Below are 20,262 nucleotides of genomic sequence, written 5' to 3' on the forward strand. Positions count from 1 at the left end.
TCCAACGACACCTGAGGTCAGGAGTCATAGGACAGGAATTCCGATGCGCGGGCCGCGCATCGAACCACTGTCGATTAATTGGTATCTGTCCGTCCTTCCGGGGAGGTCAGTGTGGAGGTCAGACCGGAGAAGAGGATATCGAGGCCCCGTTCGAGTTCGGCGGCGCCGTCGTAGGACGCAAGAACCGGTGCGAGTGCACGCACCAACGGGAATTCCCCGATCGGTAGCCGATTCAGCCCCAGGCGAAGTAAGTTGTCGGTTTCGTCGGGTCGTTCGACGAGCTCCTGCAGCTCTTGGAGGATATGTCCGAAAAGGAAACCGAACAACGCCCGGTAGACGCGTAACGCGTCGGTAGCGCTGAAACCCGCTCGGCTGAGCAAACTCAGGATGTCTTCGAATGGACGCAGGGTTCCTGGCGGTCGCATTCCCAGAGGTGTCGCAAGGGGCCGGGTGACCAGTAAGGGGACCACGTGAGGATGCGCGAGCGCCAAGCGACGAAAGTGCCGGGCGATCGAGCGAAGCTGGGTCATCCAGTCGTTGTCGTCGGTGTCGACGACAAGCTGTTCGAGGACCTTCTCGGCAACCCCGTCGAGGAGTGCTGCTTTGTTGGGTGCATGTCGGTACAGAGTCATCGGATCCCGTCCGAGTGCCTTTCCGAGGCGTCGCATCGAAAGTCCGTCGATGCCGTCACGATCGAGAATTTCGAGTGCCGACACCAGGATTCGCTCTTTGGTGAGTGCGCTACCGTCTGAGCCGTCGTCGACGGAACGGCTGCTGCCACGTGCAGGGGACTTCGCCATCGCCGTCTCCTTTCGACTACCTAACACTGTAGGCCGGAAGCGTAGATATACAGCGTTGACAGCTGGGGAAACGCGGCGTTCACTGGACATTGAACGTAGTGGCCAGGAGGGCCCCGGTGAGCCTTGAAAGACCACCTGTGGTCTCTTTCGACCGTCGAATTCCTTTTGGCCGTCGAACATCTGGGGCTACGGCTAGGCGCAGCATCACACAATGATCGGACGGCACGTCATCGAATCATCGACAACGCGCTGTGTCGGCACCGACGAAGCGCCCTAGAGGAAGAAGATTCCCGCCGTGCATGTCGTGCAGAGCACCGTACCTTCCTTCAACTCCGAAATCAGGTAATCATCATGATTATTCTCGGTATCATCCTCGCCATCGTCGGCGTGGTGATCAGCGTCCCTGTCCTGTTGTATGTCGGGATCGCACTCGTCGTCATCGGAGCGGTGCTGGAGATTATGGGCTCGATGGGCCACGCAGTGGCCGGTCGGCGCCACTACTACTGACAGCCTCCCCGTATGCGGCTGTGTCACGACAGCAACACCCGCGGGAACCACTGCAGGAACACACTGATGGCCATTTCCGACATCAAGGAATACGCGCACCTCGCCGCAGCAGACGTCGAGTCGCTCAGCGACGAACTGAACGACATCCGCCGAGCAGTCGCCGAATCGCTCGGCGGAGCGGACGCCTCATACATCCGCCGCACCATCGCGTTTCAGCGAGTACTCGATGTCATTGCACGGCTGTTGATCCACGGCACCAGAACCACGCCGGCGTGGGTAATCGGGGCAACGGCTCTCGGGGTGGCCAAGAGCGTCGAGAACATGGAGATCGGGCACAACGTCTCCCACGGTCAATGGGACTGGATGAACGACCCTGAAATTCACTCCGGCACATGGGAGTGGGACATGGTTGGGCTCTCCTCGCAGTGGCGCTATTCCCACAACTATCGCCACCACGTGTTCAGCAACGTCGTGGGGATGGACGATGACCTCGGCTACGGCGTGCTTCGCATCACCCGGGACCAGCCGTGGCGTCCGGGGAATCTCTTTCAGCCGCTGCGGAATCTGTTGCTAGCGGCGACGTTCGAATGGGGTATCGCCCTGCACAGCCTGTATTCCGAACAGGACCACGCCGACACCGACTCCGAAAAATCTGCCGATACACGAGCCTTGGTCGGCAAGATCGCCCGGCAAATGGGCAAGGACTATTTGTTCTTCCCCGCCCTCAGCGGACGTCGGTGGCGACGGACTTTGACGGCGAATCTGGCCGCGAATCTGCTTAGGAACGTATGGGCATATGTGGTGATTTTCTGCGGGCATTTCCCCGACGGCGCCGAGAAGTTCACCGTCGCCGAACTCGAGAACGAGACTCGCGGGGAATGGTACCTGCGACAGATGCTCGGCTCAGCTAACTTCCGTGCCGGGACGGTGATGGCGTTCCTGAGCGGCAACCTCTGCTACCAGATCGAACATCACCTATTTCCAGACCTGCCCAGCAACCGCTACGCGGAAATCTCCACCCAGGTCCGTGCGCTGTGCGAAAAATATGATCTGCCCTACACCACGGGTTCCCTTGCACGGCAGTATCTTCTAACCCTACGCACCATTCACAAACTGTCTCTGCCCGACCGATTTCTCCGTGCGACAGCCGACGACGCCCCTGAGACTGCTTCCGAACTGAAATTCCGCACCATCTTGTCCAAGTCCGAGACGTCGGCCCCACGACTGCGGACCGGGCTTCGAACGGCGCTACGATCGATGCCCAGCAGCCGCCATAGGCAGAGAAACGCACTATTCGAACGGCGCGATTACCACGCCTGATCAACCCACTCCGGGCGCTCAACGAATTCTTCGTGGGAGTTGTACGACAACTCGACGATCAATCATGTACCTCGCATTTTCGCGCGCGACATCGGTTACAGTCGACGGTTCGTTGGGCACCGACTCAGGGAAAGTCCTGATCCAAAGCGATTGATCAATCAGGACTATGACTGACGCTTTTTCTTTTCATCAGTTGAGTTCGGAGCAGACTCCGCGGCTTGCTCGCGCGTAGCCATACCACCGCCCTCGCCCTTGTCTTTGGGGCCGGGATGTCCAGCCTTCGGGGTTTTGTCGCTGCGATCCGTCTTCGCCATTTAAACTCCTCGGTCGGAATATTCGTCGTTCCTGTAGTTGCCAGGACCCGCTACACCAATCTAGCCTCCTCGCGGGAGCGCGGCGGTAGCAGAAAACCTCGTCCTATGGTTACGCGTTGGAGCTCGTTGTGTCATTTTTCGTGGCGCGGTGTGAGAGGGCGTAGAGAACTATCCCGACCGCCAGTAGCGCTGCGGCGCGTAGCCAAGTCGCCGCGCTCTGCTGCGTGAGCAACGCGACGCAGGTGAGAAGAGCAAGGATCGGGAAGATGGTCGGCGCTCGGAAGTGGCTGTGCTTCACCACATCACGACGCAAAACGAGTACGGCGATATTTGTGCTGATAAAGACGACCAGCAATAGCAACACCACCGTCTCAGCCAATGCAGACAGCGACCCGGTCAGACACAAACCCATGGCGACAACAGTGGTGGCGACAATTGCCAACCACGGGGTGCGTCGCTGCGGAAGTACTTTCGCAAACGATGAGGGAAGCAACCCTTCGGATGCCATTCCATAAGTGAGCCGACTAGCCATGATCATCGTCAGCAGCGCACCGTTGGCGACGGCGACGAGCGCTATCAGGCTGAACAGTCGAGGTGGAAAACCGACGTCGGCCGCCGACACTACTGCCAGCAGCGGGCCGGACGACTCGGCCAGTTCATCGGCGGGCAGAACTACCGAAGCCGAGAATCCCACGAGCACGTAGGCGACGCCTGCCGTCACCAAAGCTCCGAACAGGGCACGGGGGTAGACCTTGCTCACGTTCTTCACCTCTTCGGCAACGTTCGCGGACGTTTCGAAGCCGACAAACGAGTAGTACGCAAGCAGCGCAGCAGCCAGCACCCCTAATGCCGGGGAACGGCTGTCGTCGAACTCGACGAGGCGAGTCAAGTTTCCGTCACCGCGCCCCAGCACGACGCACGCGAGGACGACGACCAGCACCAGACCGGTGACCTCGACGACTGTCATGACAACATTTGCGCGCATCGACTCCTTGATGCCTCGCGCGTTGAGAAGGCCCACGAGTAACAGGAACACGAGTGCAGCCGGAACAGTGGGCACGTCAACGAAGGCTTTGAGATAGTCGCCGGAGAATGCCAGTGCAAGTCCCGCTGCGCTCGTCACTCCCGCCGCCAACATCGAGAAGCCGACGAGAAACGAGACGAGAGGTTTACGGAACGCTCGTTGCGCGAACACCGCGGCACCGCCCGCGCGCGGATACTTCGTCACCAATTCGGCATACGACGTCGCTGTCAGCAACGCCATCGCCAGGGCTACCAGGAGCGGCACCCAGACCGCGCCCCCGACCTCACCGGCGATGACACCGACCAGTGCATAGATTCCGGCGCCCAGAACGTCGCCGAGTATGAAGATGAAAAGAAGTGGCCCAGTTATGGCCCGGGCGAGAATGTTTCGCTGTCCGTTCTTGTCGGACTGTTCAGTCTCGTTCAGGTTCACCGACTGTGAGGCGCGTCGCTTCTGCAAGGGTCATCCTGTCTTCACTGTGGCTGTGCCGCTACTCAGAACTGTGGCCGTGCCGCCACTCAGATTCAGTCACTTACCCATCGATCGTGACTTCGAGCTGAAATCTTGACGCTTTCGACTTTTGTTCGCTGGCCCGCGACGACACCGTCGCGGGCGCGGTGAGTGGGTAGTTTCCAGTCCGCGGTGCCGATCGGAACTGCCCACTCACCGGCCGTTGCTCAGAGGCGACTCCAGACTCGATGCGATGCGAGCAGCGTCACTACCTGTTCGAGCGCCGACGGTCCGTCCTCCCCGGTCACGACGCCGTCCGAATCAGCGATGCCAGCGTTGCCGAGGAGTGTTATCCCGTCGTTCCAGCCCCCGATGGCCTTGCCGTGCCGGAACATTTCCGACAGGAGGATATTCACTCGTGGGTCTGCAGGTGCCCCGGCGAGCAGGAGAGCGTCGAATTCGATCGATCGTGCGGTATCGAAGGTGCGCGAGACGGGAACAGTGACCGAGTCCGAGACCAATTCACCGCCGTGGGGGCCGATCACCAATGGCACCATTGCGTCGGCTGCTATAGCTGACACCGCTGCGGTGACCGCGGCGAGATCGGAGTTCTCATCGGCCACGATGCCGATCACCCGGCCGGCAACCGGCCACTGCGCGCCGATCTGGGACAGGGCAGAGCTAGGCATCGGTGCGTCGTCGAACGGGACGGACGGCTTCGGGGCCGGCAGGCCGAGCCCGGCGGCGACCTTCGCGCACAGGTCGGGATCGATGTTGGCGATCACACCGAGGGCTCGTTCTTTGATCGTTTGTTCGTAGCACTTTCCTAGTTCGAAGGTGTACGCCTGTGCCACATGGTCTTGTTCGATGACAGTGAGACTGCTGTAAAACAGACGCGCCTGCGAGTAATGGTCGTCGAATGTTGCTGGCGCGCCGCGAAGTTTTGTACCGGCCTTGAGCGCTACCGGTACTTCGACGAACGCCCCGACTTCTGCGCCGGCCATGAAGGGGCAACCCCCGTCGAGGGAGTTCGGCTTGTAGGGGGCGACACCGGAATGTACTGCGCTCTGGTGCATTCCGTCGCGGAACATGTCGTTGACCGGTGCATGTGGGCGGTTGATCGGGATCTGACCGAAGTTGGGTCCACCCAGCCGGCTGATCTGGGTGTCCAGGTAAGAGAACAGGCGGGCCTGTAGTAGCGGGTCGTCGGTGACGTCGATACCGGGCACGAGGTGCCCTGGGTGGAAGGCGATCTGTTCGGTTTCGGCGAAGAAATTGGTCGGGTTCGCGTTGAGCGTCATCACCCCGATCGGTTGAACCGGGGCCAGTTCTTCAGGAACGAACTTGGTGGGATCGAGGAGGTCGATGCCCTCGAACATCTGCTCGGGGGTGTCGGGGAAGATCTGGATGCCCAGTTCCCATTCCGGGTACGCACCCGCTTCGATGGCGTCGGCGAGATCGCGGCGGTGGAAGTCGGGATCGAATCCGTTGATCAGTTGTGCTTCTTCCCATACCACCGAGTGCACGCCCAGGCGTGGCTTCCAGTGGAACTTTACGAGCGAGGTTTCTCCGTCGTCGTTGAGAAGACGGAAGGTGTGAACGCCGAATCCTTCCATCATCCGATAGGAACGTGGGATACCGCGGTCGGACATGTTCCAGAGGGTGTGCGCGGTGGCTTCGGTGTGGAGGGAGACGAAATCCCAGAATGTGTCGTGTGCGCTCTGGGCTTGCGGGATCTCGCGGTCGGGATGTGGTTTCGCGGCATGGATGATGTCGGGGAATTTGATTCCGTCTTGGATGAAGAAGACCGGGATGTTGTTGCCGACCAGGTCGAATGTTCCTTCGGCTGTGTAGAACTTGGTGGCGAAGCCGCGGGTGTCTCGGACTGCGTCTGCCGAGCCGCGTGAGCCGAGCACTGTGGAGAAGCGGACGAATACGGGGGTTTCGACTCCTCTGCGGAGGAAGCCTGCTTTAGTCACTTTTTCAGCGGCACCGAAGGCGCGGAACACTCCGTGGGCGCCGGCGCCGCGGGCGTGAACGACGCGCTCGGGGATCCGCTCGTGATCGAAGTGGGTGATCTTTTCCCGTAAGTGGTGGTCCTGGAGCAGAGTTGGGCCGCGTTCTCCGGCTTTGAGGGAGTGGTCTGTGTCGTAAAGGCGGGCGCCCTGTGCGGTGGTCAGATATTCGCCCTGCTGCGAGCGCGCCGACGGTGGTCCTTCGACAGCTGCGGCTGTCGCAGTGCGAAGTTGTGGGGCGCGTTGATCGTCTTTCGGTGGCAATGGAGCGCTGGGCTCGGCTGGTTCTTCCAGAGGCGGTGTTACTGAGCCTGGTACCCCGGGGATCTGGGGCTTCTTTGTGGGCGTCTTCTTGGGCACTGTGCCTCCTCGATTTCTTTTCCGAAAGTTGACTTCGCGTCAGAAGGTGGTGGGAAGTGTGTGCTGAACTTCGATGTGGCGCAAAGGTGTTACGTCATTGGCCGGGTAAGTGGTGCCGATCGGGCCAGGCTCTCGCCAATCCGCCATGTGATGCGCGTGCAGTCGTCCATCCTCGGGGGATTCGGTTCGTACATGTGAGTCCGAATCGAAGCCCACGGGCGGGGGACTGTAGTTTGTCGGCGACAGTATTTCCGTGCTGGTGGGCCCCATCTCTGCCTGTGCTCGGCGGGCCAGGGTGCGGTCACCGAGAATGGTCCCCGCTGTACCGTCGATCGATTCGAGCATCTGTTGGTACGTGAGCCGACATGGCGCATCGGTGTCGAATGCGCGTACGACCAGGCGCCCCAGAAGTGTCAGCGGAAACCGAATTACCGTGTATTGCAAGCGCAATACGTCCCATGGCAGGGAAACCCACTTGCCCATTGGTTATCCTCACTCGCCGGCGTAGAACTGGATAAAGAGATTCAGGTGTGGCTGCCCCGGGAGCTCAACGAGGCCCTCGTGAGCTTCGTTGAGTGAGTTCGGCGGCGCGCAGTCGAGCCGCCAGTGCGTGTCGTGCCGCTCTCAGCGGGTGTAATGCCGATCATCGTCATTGTCCAGCTCCCGAGGTGTTGGGGTGCCAGGAGAATTTTCCCGACGTCATGCTCTGCGCCTGGCAGCACCTGATCTGATTTTTGTCCATCGGTATGTGCATCTCTTGCTACCTCAAATCTATACCATCTGATATAGATAATCGGCAACAGTGAGAATGGGTTGCTGTGCAATAAGGACATCGCAGTTAGCTGTCCCTCCCGTAGGGGTAGCTAGCGGAGTGAAGGGAGCAACGATGCAGGATTCGAGTGAGAACCTTCAGTCGCCGGACAGCGGTGCCTTCGAGCGGATCGTGGGGGCACTGAATTATCCGATGTTCGTCGTGACCACTCAGGTGGGAGACCAGCGGGCGGGGTGCCTCGTCGGTTTCGCCTCGCAGATCAGTATTTCGCCTCCGCGTTTCCTCATCGGTCTGTCGAACAAGAACCACACTTACCGACTCGCTGCCGCCGCCGAGCATCTGGCCGTACACCTCATCCCCCGCAGAAACGACGCGATAGCGAAGCTGTTCGGGGAGTCGACGGGCGACGATATCGACAAGTTCACACGCTGCGAGTGGAGTCATGGGCCTTTCGGGCTTCCAATTCTCGAAGAAGCCGAGGCCTGGTTCGCTGGGCGCATCCTCGAACAGGTGGACACGGGTGACCATGTTGCTTTCCTGCTCGAACCCGAAACCGGTTACGCACCTGAAGAACTCGACGAGTACATCACGTTCGCGGACGTTCGAGCGCTCGAACCCGGACACGACGCATGACAGTGCATCGGTGGCGATCGTTATTTCCCATAGACGCCCAAGGCCGCACCCTTCACGACTTCTACGCCGACGCCCCCGAAGGGGTTCGAGTGAACATGGTTTCGAGCCTCGACGGGGCCGCTGCATTCGACGGTCGAGTACGCCCAATCTCCAACACTGCTGATCATCAGTTGCTGAGGTCCCTGCGCGCCTACTGCGATGTGCTCCTAGTCGGCGCCGGAACGATTCGCGCGGAACGGTACGGACCTGTAACGCTCGATGCGGAACTCCGTCGATACCGCCGCGACGCGTGCGGGCAAGTGTCGTTGCCGCCCGTTGCGGTTGTCACGCACAGCGGTGACCTTCCCTGGAAATCCGCGCTGTTCACCGCCGATGGGCCACGCCCAATCGTCGTCACCAGTGCACAGGTGGCCGCCACATTCGGACCCGATGTGCGGTCCCGTGTCGAGATCATGGTGGCTGGGGACGACTATGTTGATCCGGTCGCGATGATCGCCGGTCTACGCGATCGCGGGTTGATGCGTGTGCTCTGCGAAGGAGGCCCAGCCCTTCTGTCTACCCTCGTGGCCCACGATCTCGTTGACGACATGTGCTTTACTCTCTCCCCGAAACTGGCGGGACCCCAACCAGTCTCCGGGCCGATCGCTGCCCCGCCACTCGAGGTTCCCCAGGCGTTGCAGCTCCGGCACGTCTTGCTCGAAGCCGAATACTTGTACATGCGCTACCAGCGCCCTCGCTCTGCGTGTTGATCACTTTGAGGTTCCTCGGGCGGCCTTTTGGCGCGCGTACGCTGGGTGACGGTGCCTGCGTCGTCGTGTCCGAGAGTCTGCGGCAGCGTGTAGGGCAGGATCTGTTTGAACTCACCGTCGGCGACATCGCGAAGTTCGAGTGGACCATGATTTGACGGTTACGCAGGTTTCAGGGAACGAAGAAGGTGCCGAAGCCAGGTGTTCCGATCGCCTGGGTGTCGACGTATGCGACGACCTGACCCGAGCCCGGACGGATGGTGACGGGTTGAGCATCCAGCGTCGGAAACGATGCGGATCCATATGCTCCGGTTCCGAGACTTAGCCAGTGGACGACTGCGGCGTGCGGGTTTCCGTCCCCGGGTGCGCGGCGCACGTGCAACACGGCGGCGCCCGGTTCTTCGCCGACGATCGCGGCAAGGCGGGGCGTGGGTAGATCGACGAGCGGAATGAAGGGGTCGACCTGGAACGGAACTGTGCTCGGCGCCGCTGTCGCGGTTCCCGACATCAGGAAGCAGGAGATCGCGAGCGTCGCAAGGGCAGTGGCGCCGATACGTCCGATAGCGTTGAGTGCAGTCATACGGGTCGACTCTAGTCATGTGACCGGCGACGCGGTGTCGGTTCGCGTTTCAGGCCTTCACCGAGACGGGTCTGCGGATGCCGTCCCAACATGGTGGTCTCGTGTGGGAGGACCACTCTGATCGTTCTCTCTCCAAAGGCCTTCTGCGAGAAGCCTTCGGCCAATGCGCGAATTACCTTTGCATCGAAATCCTTTGGATTGAATGCCTCCATTGCTTCGGCGAGGCCGCTGAGCACCTTCGCATCGTCGCCAGGGGACACGAGAACACCGGACTTTCCTGGGATAACTGTGTCGAGCGCACCGCCTTCGTCCAAAGCGATCACGGGGGTGCCGGTGGACATCGCCTCGACCGGGACGATGCCGAAGTCCTCGACGCCGGGCATCAGCAGGGCTCGGGCTCTAGCTTCGAAAGGCATTTACGCGCTGCTGAATTCGGTCATTGAATCGCACCTCGAATCCTACGAAGTCGACGCCGCGGTCAACTCGCTCCACAACAACACCCCGGACCTCCTCAAACCGGTCCGACCGCCAGCTTCTCGCTCGCGGCCGGAGACCCCGGTACGCGACAGGGGGAGAGAACATGTCGTTTCCTGAGGTTGGAGGTATTGGGCAGTAGCCGGACTATCGCCAGACGTTACGGCACAGTCCCCAATGCTTTCCGGTGGCGAGTTTGCCGATGTGATTGCGGACTGTCTCGACGGGCACGCCCGGTGACATCTCGATGATCGGGAAATGTGCAATGTGGTGTTGTCAGGAGATTTAGCGTCTACTCGTGATCCGCAACCAGACCTTCCCGCACCTGCTCGCACCCGGGACCATCGGTCCCATCACCGTGCCCAACCGCGTTGTTCTGCCCGCCATGGACATGAACCTCTGCGAAGACGGTGAAATCGAGAAGGGCGACATCGACCATTTTGTGGCGCGCGCGGCCGGTGGAACCGGTTTGATCATCACCGGTGCTTGCGCTGTCGCCTACCCAGCCGGATCCGCAAGCACCAAGGAACCGGGCCTGTCCGAGGACCGGTTCATTCCCGGCCTCACGGCGCTTGCCGACGCCATCCACGCAGCAGGGAGCAAGCTGTGCGTTCAGATGACGCACCACGGCAGGATCGCACGGATCGACACGGTTCAGGACCGCCCGATGCTGGTCCCGTCGACGCCTTCTGCTCCCCGTGACAGGTCTGCTCTGGCCGACAATACTCCCGAAGAGCTGAAGAAGATGGGAGCTGTTACCGCAGGAAAGCAAGACACCTATCACGAGGCCACCCAGGACGACATCGACTGGTTGGTGCGTACTTTCGCCGAAGCTGCCGGGCGAGTGAAGGCCGCAGGCGCTGATGCCGTCGAAATTCACTGCGCCCACGGCTACGTTCTCGGCGGCTTTCTGAGCCGAGCAGATAACAAGCGCACCGACAACTACGGTGGTTCCCTGGAGAACCGGGCGCGTTTGGCTGTCGAGGTCATCCGAGCAGTGAAGGCGGAGGTCGGCGATTCGCTGGCGGTACTGCTCCGCGTCGCGGGACGCGAATTCGGTGAGGACGACGGCCTGACCACCGACGAAGCTGTTGCGGCGTCGAAGCTGTTCGAGGCTGCCGGCGCCGATGCCATCCATGTCACCGGCTGGGCCCGCAATTCCTTCTCGAACTTCACCGACGGCCCGCTGCCGGACAAGGTGGGCGCGTACATCGAACTGGCCGGCGAAGTGAAAAAGGCCGTGTCTATTCCGGTAATCACCGTGGGCCGCGTACTGCCTGAAGTCGGCGAGAAGGCAATCGCCGAAGGTAAGGCCGACTTTGCGGCAATGGGTCGCCAGTTGCTTGCCGATCCGCAATTGGTGAACAAACTCAAAGCCGGGACGCCGGAGCGGGTCCGCCCCTGCATCAATTGCTATGTGTGCGTTCAGGAAAACTTCTGGGACGGCACTCCGCTGTGTGCGGTGAACCCCGCTCTGGGAAATGAAATGCTGATTCCGTTCGTGCGCACCGCAGCCCCGAAGCACGTGGTTGTTGTCGGCGCGGGCCCAGGCGGACTCGAGACTGCTCGCGTGGCGGCCGAACGTGGACACCGAGTTACGGTGGTGGACAAGGCAGATCGACTCGGCGGCACGCTCTGGTTCTCGAGCCTCACGACGCCGGACAACGGTCGTCTGCTGGACTGGCTCAAGGTGGAAACCTCGCGCCTGGGCGTCGATATCCGGCTGAACACCGAGGCGACAGTCGCTTCGATCAAGGCGCTGGGCGCCGACGTAGTTGTAGTGGCCACCGGCGCTGTTCGTGACCGCCCGTCCGTTCCCGGCGGCGACCTCCCGCACGTGTACACCGGTGACACGTTGCGCGCCTTGATGACCGGGGCCGGCGACACGTCGCAGGTTCCGCCGTTCCTGCGGACGATGGCCAAGCTGGGCAAGCTCTCCGGAATCACCAAGAGCCCCGCCGCGATTCGTGCGGTGACCCGCAAGTTCCTGCCTATGGGCAAGGACGTCGTGGTCATCGGTGGTTCGCTTGTCGGGCTTGAACTTGCGGAGTTCCTGGCCGAGCGCGGTCGCAACGTGACGCTGATCGAAGAAGGCCAGCAGTTGGGCATTCCGATGGCGATGCCGCGCCGCTGGACCGCTGTGCGCCACGCCAAGCATGTCGGTGTGAACATTCACCGCAATTCGACGGTGCAGCGAATCACCAAGGAACACGTCGAATTCCGTTCCGGTGACAAGACACTGACAGCTCCGGCCGACATGGTTGTCGTCGCATCGGGCGTGTCGGCTCAGGCACCACTGGCCGACGCATTGGCAGGTGTGGTGCCCGACGTACGGATCGTCGGCGACGCTGTCGAGGTCGATTACATCGAGGGTGCCATGCACACGGCGTGGAAAGTCGCAACAACACTTTAGGCGGCGCCGGAGTGGTTGCTGGTGATGTGCATGCATGGCCACCCACTGAAGTCGCGTGATCGCATGCTGGGTTACGCAGGGGTCAGCGAGAGCTGAGAATCGGTACTCAATCCCTCTGCTGCACGGGGCGATTCAGCTGCGCCGGAAAGGGATTCGGCTGTTCCGGCCTGATCGATGAACGATCAGGCCGGCAGCAGTCTGCTACAGATGGTCGAGTCTAGTTCTTCCATGCTTCGTCGAAGAGGATCATGCTGTCGATGTTCTCCTGCAGTCCGTGGACGTTCTCGTTCCACACGACCAGGTTCGGGACATTGCCCCAGACGATCCACGGCACGGTCTCATTGGCGCGTTCCTGAATCTGCGCAAGGACTGCCTTCTTGTCCTCGTCGGTGGTCGCGACACCCAACTTGTCCAGGAGGGAATCCATTTCGGCGTCGGAGTAGCCCGTGATGTTGTTCCGGCCGCCGGACTTGGTACTCGTGTAGAGACGCTCGAACGGATCAGCTTCGGGAAGGCTGGCCGCACCCGAGCTCATGTCGAAATCGCGGTCGACGTACAGGCGCTTGATGAGATCGCCTGCGCCGGTGACGTAATCGATCTGCACATCGAATCCGACTGCGTTGAGCATTGCCTGCACTCCGAGAGCCGTTGCCTGCGCGGAGGGTTCTTGAATCGCGACGTAGGTGACTTTGCCGTCGAAGCCGTCGGCCTTGGCCTGATCGAGCAGTTCTTTGGCCTTGGCCGGATCGATTCCGGTCGTTGCGACGTCGTTGTGCCAGCGGGAGGTGTCCTGGAAGATTTCCTGGCCGGGCAGGCCCTTGCCGTTGTTGACGCGGGTGTTGAGCGTTTCCGGGTCGATGGCCAGTGCCATTGCCTGGCGCACACGAAGATCCGAACCGGGGCGACCTTCGGCCATGTTGACGTTTGCGATGTAGCCGAGCGACGGGATGTCTATGAAGCCGGGGTTGCCGTTCTCGATCAGATCGAGGATCGGGGTGAGTGTGCGCATGTACGCCGCGTCGATGCCACCGCTCTTGAGAGCCTCGGCGGTGGGCTGTGCGCCGACGATGCTGATGAGCTTGAGTTGGTCGATGTTCGGTGCGCCGCCGTAGTAGTCGGGGCGAGCGTTGAGCAGTAGTTCCTCGTTGGGGGTGAACTTCTCGAGGGTGAATGCGCCGGCGCCGATCGGGGTGAACTGATCACCCTGCTGCGCCGTGGGGGCGACGATCATGCCGGGTCCGGTGGAGAGCATCGACTGAATGCCGGTCCACGGATCGACGAGGTTGAAGATGACCGTCGACGCGTCGGGGGCGTCCATGGAGGCGACCTTGGCTGCCCATAGGCTGGACTGCGGTCCCTTGTTGGTGACGTAGCGGTTGATGCTGTCGACAACTGCCTTGGAGTCGAGTGTCGTTCCGTCGCTGAACTTGACGCCGTCACGAAGCTTCAGTGTCCAGGTCTTGCTGTCGCTGCTGGGCTCGAGGGATTGTGCCAACTGCGGCACAAACGTCTGTTCGATGGGGTCGTAGCGCATCAGTACGTCGTAAATCGCGCCGAGTTCACTGCCACCGGCAGATCCGGCGATCTGAACTTTGGCTGGATCGAGCGATGTCACTGCTGCGTAGCCGCTGAATGTCAGCGTGCCGCCCTTGGTGGGTGTGCCGGGATCCGGCTGTTCGTTGACCATTCCGATCTTCAGCGAGGAGCCCGATTCGGCGGATTCACCGCCGCCGCTCGAACTGTTGTCGGCGCACGACGCCAGGAACATGCTTGCGGTGATCGCCAGGGTGGCCGCGGTCAATCTGCGACTACGGCGAAGGGGACTGCGAATCATGTGAACGCCTCCAAGTTGAATATGAGTGAAATCTCCAGCGAAGATTCCTCGTTATGTGATGTGCCTGGTGTTGAATGTTGTCCCGCTCGCCGGAAGTAGCGGATATCCCCGGGATCCGGATTTGCTTCTGTCTGGCCGGTATTCGTGTTCGTTCGGTCGATGTGTGCGTACACCTCTGCCCGGGAAGTTGAATTCCGGGGTTAGGCTCCGACGGTCCAGGCGACGAAAGTTGTCGTCGCTAATATCTATTGGGCGTAGATCTACTGAAAGTCCTTCGTACTGGGGGACTGACCATGCGACCTGCGGACGATGCTCGGCTCGGTCGAGATCGGTAATGAACGAGTAGCAAGTAAATGGTGTCCACCCTGGATGAACTTCCCAGGATATTTCGGACGCTTGCCGTCTCGTTCTGGACTAGCAGAAACGCGTAGTTGGAGAGGGTAATTCACTCTCTTCATCTGTGGTGATCAACTCAGCACTGTCCTTCGAAATATGATGGGTACGTGGAACGCGTCGTTCCATGGCGTAAGAAGTTGTCCTTCCCCCTGATCGTTGCAGGTGCGGCTACGGCACTGACTGGTCGTGGAACTGCCGATGTGGTCAGACGTTCGGCTGAACTGGTTTGGTTGACGTCGTGACGAATCGGCAGGGCTCGGGGCGGTTCGTGGACCCCGGGTGAGTCCCGGTGTCCAGGTGTATTGCTGTGCTCGGCGAGCAGGATGCGTCTCGGGGACGCGGACCATCACCTCAGCACGACCCGACAGCAAATACGAAATGAGTTAGGTCACTTTTCGGTGCCCGTTGATTTGACAGTAGACAAGCGTCTACTGTCAAGGGGTGGTCGAGCAGAAGTCAGTGGGAAAAGCCTGGGGCAGAGACGAAGTACGGCATGCGGTATTGCGAGCGGCCCGAACCAAGTTCGCTGCCAAGGGGATGTCGGTAACGCTTCGGGAGCTGGCTCGAGATGCCGGGGTCAATCTCGGACTCATTCACAAACATCTAGGCAACAAGGACGACATCCTGCGCGCGGTCCTTGCGCGCAATAGTCAACAATCTGCGAGCGTCGTCGAAAATGTGGAATCACTTTCAGAGGCTATGCGTCGTCTCTTTCTTGTAGGTGTTGCAGATCCCGACTATGTACGAATAGCAACGTGGCTGACTTTGGACGGCCGAACGGATTTACTTCCTACAGACGAAGCCGACGGTGGCACCATCCTCGCTCGGAGCGGTCAGTCGTCCGACTCGGTGGATGTACGCATCATGTTCGGGCTCGCTGCTATTGCCGGCTGGTCCCTGTTCGGAAGTGAAATCCTGAACAACACACACGTTGCGGGCTCCGACCGTGTCAATATCGAATTGAGGATGGCTGATCTGCTGAGCGCGATCATGGAACTGCCGGAATTCGGGCCTGGTGACGTGCAGAATCCGTAGCGTCGTGGCTCATTTCGTCCGATCCCCGCGACATTTGTCTAGGCAGATGAGTTCAATCGTCGTCTCAGGTAATTCGTTGTGGCAGCGCGCGAATCGGAACGCCATTGTGCCTTCGCTGTGTCCCAGTGTCTCTAGCCAGGTCGCGCCAGGAATCTTGGGATCATCATGCGCCAGAACTAATTCGATCCGCCCGGTTTCGTCAGGTTCGGTATCGAAACTGGTGGCGAAGACGCGGTTGCCGAAGCGCCATTCGAGGGACTCCATCCAGTAGTTCATCGGGACGAAGCTCCAGTAGGCTCCAGTAGGCGGTGTGAACGAGATACGTAGCGCATACCCCTCCGGCACCGCCCAGTAGCCGTTCAGGTATTTGTGTCCGGCCGGGGTAAAGATGTCGCCCGAATCGTGCATGGGGCTGAGGGCATTGAACTTCTCGGTCTTGGTTGTCCCCACCCACTGCGCCCAAGTTCGGGTGTTGAACCACGCGAACTGCGCGGCGCGCTCGAGTCCGGTGGCCAAGGCATCAGCGGTGAGGGGAGGTGGATTTACGGGCCCGCCGATTCTTCGAATGGACAATGGCCGCGGCCTGTCGACGCGAGGATCACGGAGATATCGCCTAACCGAAAGGACACTGGCGTCTGTATCGAGTTTTACCCCGTTGCGTCCTTCATGCCCGGCGGCAACTGTGAGCGTGAAGTTGCCGTCCGTCGTGGTGTCGATCTCGGCTTCTGTGATCGCATCGATGAGACGTCGCGGTGTTTTGTTGGCGCCACTCAAATCGCCTGAGTAGACGGTGAGTTCGATGAGCTCCGTCTCGGCCATGCTTCCCGTGACGATGTACTGGTACTTCGACGACACGGGGCTCGAGTCGTATAGCTGAGCAGGGCTGTCTCCCGCGAACTTTCGCACTCCTGCTCGGGTTTTCTGCTGGAAGTCCGGGTAGGCGGGGTCGGTGTACTCGATGAATTGCTCGATCCCGATCGTCAGGTATCGCAGAAACAGTCGGTTGCCCTCGGCGGCGTCGATCGCATTGTCGGGCATCGGCAGTTGTGCGAATTTTTCGGGGAAGTCCCTGATCATGTCGGCGAGGTAGGTGAATGCTTCTGCAGGAACGCTAGCCTGCCCAGGCAGCGTCATGACGCAGTCCGGTATGGGGCGCGCGGCGAGGCGCAATTACCGAACATCGAAGCCGGCATTGTGCTGTTGGCCTCCAACCGGATCACTCCTTCCATGCTTCGTCGAAGAACATGATTCCGTCGATGCTCTGCTGGAGGCCGTGCACGTTCTTGTTCCACACGTCCAGCGTGGGGACATTGCCCCAAATCTGCCAGGGGACAGTGTCTGTGGCGCGTTGCTGGATCTCGGCGAGGACGGTTTTCTTGTCCTCGTCGGTGGTAGCGACTCCGAGTTGATCGAGTAGGACATCCATTTGGGGATCCGAGTAACCGGTGGAGTTGTTGCGGCCACCTGTCTTGAGATTGGCATACAGGCGTTCAAAAGGATCAGCCTCGGACAGGCTGAGCGCGCCGGTTCCCATGTCGTAGTCGTGATCCACCAAGACGCGTTTAGTGACGTCGCTTGCGCTGGTGACGTATTCGATTTGTACATCGAATCCGACTGCGTTGAGCATTGCCTGCACAGCAAGGGCTGTTGCCTGCGAGGACGGCTCCTGGATGGAGAGGAAAGTGACCTTGCCGTCGTAGCCGTCTGCCTTGGCCTGATCGAGCAGTTCCTTGGCCTTGGCCGGATCGACACCGGTCGGTGCGACGTCGTTGTGCCAGCGGGAGGTGTCCTGGAAGATTTCCTGGCCGGGAAGGCCGTTGCCGTTGTTGACGCGGGTGTTGAGGGTTTCGGGGTCGATCGCCAGTGCCATTGCCTGACGAACCCGCACGTCGGAGCCGGGGCGACCCTCGGCCATGTTGACGTTTGCGATGTAGCCGAGCGACGGGATGTCGATGAATCCCGGGTAGCCGGACTCGATCAGATCGAGGATCGGGGTGAGCGTACGCATGTACGCCGCGTCGATGCCACCGGTCTTGAGAGACTCGGCAGTGGGCTGAGCTCCGACGATGCTGATGAGCTTGAGCTTGTCGATATTCGGTGCGCCGCCGTGGTAGTCAGGCCGCGCTGCGAGCAGCAGTTCCTCGTTGGGAGTGAACTTTTCGAGGGTGAATGCGCCGGCGCCGATCGGGGTGAACTGATCGCCCTGTTGCGCGGTCGGGGCGACGATCATTCCGGGGCCGGTGGAGAGCATCGACTGAATGCCGGTCCACGGGTCAACGAGGTTGAAGATGACCGTCGACGCGTCCGGAGCGTCCATGGAGGCGACCTTGGCTGCCCAGAGGCTGGACTGCGGTCCCTTGTTGTTGACGTAGCGGTTGATGCTGTCGACAACTGCCTTGGAATCGAGAGTCGTTCCGTCGCTGAACTTGACGCCGTCACGAAGCTTCAGCGTCCACGTCTTGCTGTCGCTGCTGGGCTCGAGGGACTGCGCCAACTGCGGAACGAATGTCTTCTCGATAGGGTCGTAGCGCATCAGCGAGTCGTAAATCGCTCCGAGTTCACTGCCACCGACGGCTCCGGCAACCTGAGACTTCGCCGGATCAAGTGTCGTCACCGAGGAGAAGCCGCTGAACGTCAAGGTTCCACCCTTGTTGGGCGTGCCGGGCTCTGTTTGTTCGTTGACCATGCCGATCTCGAGCGCGGAACCTGAATCTGCGGATTCCCCTGCACCGCCGTTTGATTCGCTGTTTGCGCACGAAGCGAGCAACATGCTTGCGGTGATCGCCAGGGTAGCCGCCGTCAATCTGCGTGGACGACGAAGGGAGCTACGAGTCATTGGGACGCCTCCAAATGGAAGGATGAGTGAAATCTTCAGCGAAGATTCCCTATTGTGTGATGTGCACCATGGTGGCAGTTGAGTTGTCCCGCTGACCGGAACCTGGCGGACAGCCGGGTTCTGTTGCGAGCACGCAAATTTCGGTCCCAAGGCGGGGAACGACAATAGCTCAACGGTCCACTTCGACCGACACATCGATGTCGGACGTGTCGCTCATAGTGAGGAACGTTCCATCGAAATCGATATCGCTCGATCTTGGGCTGTTTTCCTTAGCCTGCAAGTGCGTTAGTCGGTGTATCGACGCAAGAAGTTGCTGGCTCTGAAGGTCTGCTGGTGTTCACGCTGCTGCGCGGTGATGAAGGAAGTACCTGCCGGTAGACGCTCTCTGAGTTGATCCAATTTGACAACTTCGGAGCGCCGGATGGCCAACTCGACGGGGGCGTTGACTGGCAGTGATTGCCAGCGGACTGCAACCATTCCCGAGTTGTGCCCTTCGGGGTCGAGCCAATTGTAGGCGCCGGGATCCTCACGGGAAATGACAAACGAGTACGTGCCATTCGGATTAGGCTCTGCCTGAACGGTATTCAAGCTACTTGTTCGATCGATGTACTCGTAAGCCACTCCCCACGGATCGGAGAGTTGAATTCCGAGGGACGCAGCACCCAGTGGATCGACGGTGACAACCAACGCTTCTCCATCGTTCAGGTCAAACCATCCCCCCGTCGAGAGTCCGCGACCTGCGGGACGCAGACGCGCCGGGCGCACGTAATTTGTTGCCTCGCTATAGAAATACTTGTTGAAGTAGTCGAGCCAGAACGGCGCCATCTGCGTCAGCAACTCTACCGAACGTGTAGTGAGCTGTTCCAAGCTTCGCGGTTCGCGAGCCGCAGGACCTGAAGTCCGAACCAGATCGAGGCGGACAACATTTTCCGTTGACCAGTCGTCGAGGAGGTCCCGGATAATCAAGAACGAATCTTGCTTTGCAGGGATCCGGATGTGGTTGGTCCGCCCGTTGGCGGGCTGGGCGTCCAGAGTGATGACAAAAGACCCGTCCGCTTCGACCGCGATGTCGTCGCTGTGCAACCCTGCGAGTTGTATGCCGCCTTCGGCGGTGAGGGAGGTGGTCCCAGGGATGGCGTCGCGCAGCTCGAAGTGTTGCTCAGTAGGTCTCGGGTAGTTGATCTTCCCGCGGATCTCATATGTCGAGGACCCTGATACCGCTGTGTGCCGGTAAACGTTGTCCGGGTTCTCGATTCCGAAACCGGACCTGGGGGAACTCAGTCCTTGAAACTCGTGTGGAGCGGTTACGCCCCACATGAGCATCGGAATTTCCGGGTCCGAGCAGATGGCATATTGGGTCGCTGCGGTGGCCAGTGAATGGGCAGCTCTGCCGATCGTCGCTTTTCCAGCCGGTGTCGAGCCCTGCGGGTCGGCCGCGTAGAGCATTTCGACGCTTCTCATCGCTGTGCGGTAGGTGTCTGTTTCCAAAATCCTTCGGGTCAGTTCTTCGCCGTCGCGTTGTACTGGTGTAGCGAGGGCGCCTACATAGTTGACCTCAATTGATGTTTCCATTCGTTCCATCTGGAATTCACCTCTTTCAGGCGGTTGTCTGTCAGCACATTTGGCTTAAATCTGTTGCAGCTCAAGGACGTCGACCTGTTCCCGACAGGCGCGTGACCGGTGGTTTACAAGTTCGGACGATATCTCGGGGCAAGGTGTACCGTGCATCTCGGCACGGTCCGACCTCGCGCCC

General features: G+C 60.3%; 18 protein-coding genes. 7 read left to right on the plus strand and 11 right to left on the minus strand.

Going from position 1 to position 20,262, the window contains the following annotated elements; genetic code table 11:
- Positions 1 to 74 precede the first annotated feature (74 nt).
- The gene (locus RG2_RS01665) at positions 75 to 800 is read right to left on the minus strand and encodes a TetR/AcrR family transcriptional regulator C-terminal domain-containing protein (protein ID WP_033231553.1); all 726 of its coding nucleotides are present in this window, start codon (positions 798 to 800) and stop codon (positions 75 to 77) included.
- 351 nt (positions 801 to 1,151) lie between these two features.
- On the opposite strand from RG2_RS01665, the gene RG2_RS31695 reads away from it, so the two are divergent.
- Positions 1,152 to 1,307: a DUF6131 family protein gene (locus tag RG2_RS31695; protein WP_092802765.1), complete on the plus strand. Its 156-nt coding sequence runs from the start codon at positions 1,152 to 1,154 to the stop codon at positions 1,305 to 1,307.
- 66 nt (positions 1,308 to 1,373) lie between these two features.
- The gene (locus RG2_RS01670; protein ID WP_033231552.1) at positions 1,374 to 2,627 is read left to right on the plus strand and encodes a fatty acid desaturase family protein; all 1,254 of its coding nucleotides are present in this window, start codon (positions 1,374 to 1,376) and stop codon (positions 2,625 to 2,627) included.
- 164 nt (positions 2,628 to 2,791) lie between these two features.
- On the opposite strand, the gene RG2_RS31700 is transcribed toward RG2_RS01670, so the two are convergent.
- The 4 genes from RG2_RS31700 to RG2_RS01685 all read right to left on the minus strand — a co-directional run bounded on the left by RG2_RS31700 (position 2,792) and on the right by RG2_RS01685 (position 7,273).
- The gene (locus RG2_RS31700) at positions 2,792 to 2,941 is read right to left on the minus strand and encodes a hypothetical protein (protein ID WP_165826239.1); all 150 of its coding nucleotides are present in this window, start codon (positions 2,939 to 2,941) and stop codon (positions 2,792 to 2,794) included.
- A gap of 109 nt (positions 2,942 to 3,050) precedes the next feature.
- On the minus strand, positions 3,051 to 4,397 hold the full coding sequence (locus tag RG2_RS01675) for an APC family permease (protein WP_051730248.1): 1,347 nt from the start codon (positions 4,395 to 4,397) through the stop codon (positions 3,051 to 3,053).
- 245 nt (positions 4,398 to 4,642) lie between these two features.
- Entirely contained in the window at positions 4,643 to 6,790 is a 2,148-nt protein-coding gene (locus RG2_RS01680) for a catalase (protein ID WP_072782258.1), read from the minus strand.
- A gap of 39 nt (positions 6,791 to 6,829) precedes the next feature.
- A complete protein-coding gene (locus RG2_RS01685) occupies positions 6,830 to 7,273 on the minus strand; it encodes a hypothetical protein (RefSeq protein WP_033237395.1) in 444 nt (147 codons plus the stop codon).
- 403 nt (positions 7,274 to 7,676) lie between these two features.
- Here RG2_RS01685 and RG2_RS01690 point away from each other — a divergent pair, with 403 nt between their 5' ends.
- On the plus strand, positions 7,677 to 8,195 hold the full coding sequence (locus tag RG2_RS01690) for a flavin reductase family protein (protein ID WP_045064341.1): 519 nt from the start codon (positions 7,677 to 7,679) through the stop codon (positions 8,193 to 8,195).
- Positions 8,192 to 8,944 carry a pyrimidine reductase family protein gene (locus RG2_RS01695; RefSeq protein ID WP_051730856.1) on the plus strand — a complete coding sequence of 251 codons (753 nt, stop codon included), beginning with the start codon at positions 8,192 to 8,194 and terminating at the stop codon, positions 8,942 to 8,944. Before RG2_RS01690 ends, RG2_RS01695 begins: the two co-directional genes overlap by 4 nt.
- Before the next feature lie 169 nt (positions 8,945 to 9,113).
- On the opposite strand, the gene RG2_RS01700 is transcribed toward RG2_RS01695, so the two are convergent.
- Both RG2_RS01700 and RG2_RS01705 read right to left on the minus strand, forming a co-directional pair.
- Positions 9,114 to 9,521 carry a hypothetical protein gene (locus RG2_RS01700; protein ID WP_033237394.1) on the minus strand — a complete coding sequence of 136 codons (408 nt, stop codon included), beginning with the start codon at positions 9,519 to 9,521 and terminating at the stop codon, positions 9,114 to 9,116.
- A gap of 11 nt (positions 9,522 to 9,532) precedes the next feature.
- Positions 9,533 to 9,937: a glycosyltransferase gene (locus RG2_RS01705; RefSeq protein ID WP_084724315.1), complete on the minus strand. Its 405-nt coding sequence runs from the start codon at positions 9,935 to 9,937 to the stop codon at positions 9,533 to 9,535.
- 356 nt (positions 9,938 to 10,293) lie between these two features.
- Here RG2_RS01705 and RG2_RS01710 point away from each other — a divergent pair, with 356 nt between their 5' ends.
- A complete protein-coding gene (locus tag RG2_RS01710) occupies positions 10,294 to 12,408 on the plus strand; it encodes an oxidoreductase (RefSeq protein WP_072782260.1) in 2,115 nt (704 codons plus the stop codon).
- A 217-nt stretch (positions 12,409 to 12,625) separates the two neighbouring features.
- Here RG2_RS01710 and RG2_RS01715 read toward each other — a convergent pair whose 3' ends face one another.
- Entirely contained in the window at positions 12,626 to 14,242 is a 1,617-nt protein-coding gene (locus tag RG2_RS01715; protein WP_033235770.1) for an ABC transporter substrate-binding protein, read from the minus strand.
- 503 nt (positions 14,243 to 14,745) lie between these two features.
- Between RG2_RS01715 and RG2_RS32170 the strand changes: the two genes are divergently transcribed.
- Complete coding sequence (locus RG2_RS32170; protein ID WP_255285211.1) at positions 14,746 to 14,880, plus strand: hypothetical protein; 135 nt, start codon at positions 14,746 to 14,748, stop codon at positions 14,878 to 14,880.
- A gap of 199 nt (positions 14,881 to 15,079) precedes the next feature.
- Positions 15,080 to 15,673 (plus strand): TetR/AcrR family transcriptional regulator, encoded by a 594-nt coding sequence (locus RG2_RS01720; protein WP_230590285.1) that lies wholly within the window; start codon positions 15,080 to 15,082, stop codon positions 15,671 to 15,673.
- Positions 15,674 to 15,682: 9 nt separating this feature from the next.
- On the opposite strand, the gene RG2_RS01725 is transcribed toward RG2_RS01720, so the two are convergent.
- The 3 genes from RG2_RS01725 to RG2_RS01735 form a co-directional block, all read right to left on the minus strand.
- Positions 15,683 to 16,807, minus strand: a complete 1,125-nt coding sequence (locus RG2_RS01725) for a DUF1214 domain-containing protein (protein ID WP_033235769.1) — start codon at positions 16,805 to 16,807, stop codon at positions 15,683 to 15,685.
- An 82-nt stretch (positions 16,808 to 16,889) separates the two neighbouring features.
- On the minus strand, positions 16,890 to 18,509 hold the full coding sequence (locus RG2_RS01730) for an ABC transporter substrate-binding protein (RefSeq protein ID WP_033235768.1): 1,620 nt from the start codon (positions 18,507 to 18,509) through the stop codon (positions 16,890 to 16,892).
- A 285-nt stretch (positions 18,510 to 18,794) separates the two neighbouring features.
- Positions 18,795 to 19,970 carry a DUF1214 domain-containing protein gene (locus RG2_RS01735; RefSeq protein ID WP_165826241.1) on the minus strand — a complete coding sequence of 392 codons (1,176 nt, stop codon included), beginning with the start codon at positions 19,968 to 19,970 and terminating at the stop codon, positions 18,795 to 18,797.
- Positions 19,971 to 20,262: the final 292 nt, after the last annotated feature.

Origin of the sequence: Rhodococcus globerulus NBRC 14531 (genome assembly GCF_001894805.1) — a bacterium.
GTDB lineage: Bacteria > Actinomycetota > Actinomycetes > Mycobacteriales > Mycobacteriaceae > Rhodococcus_F > Rhodococcus_F globerula.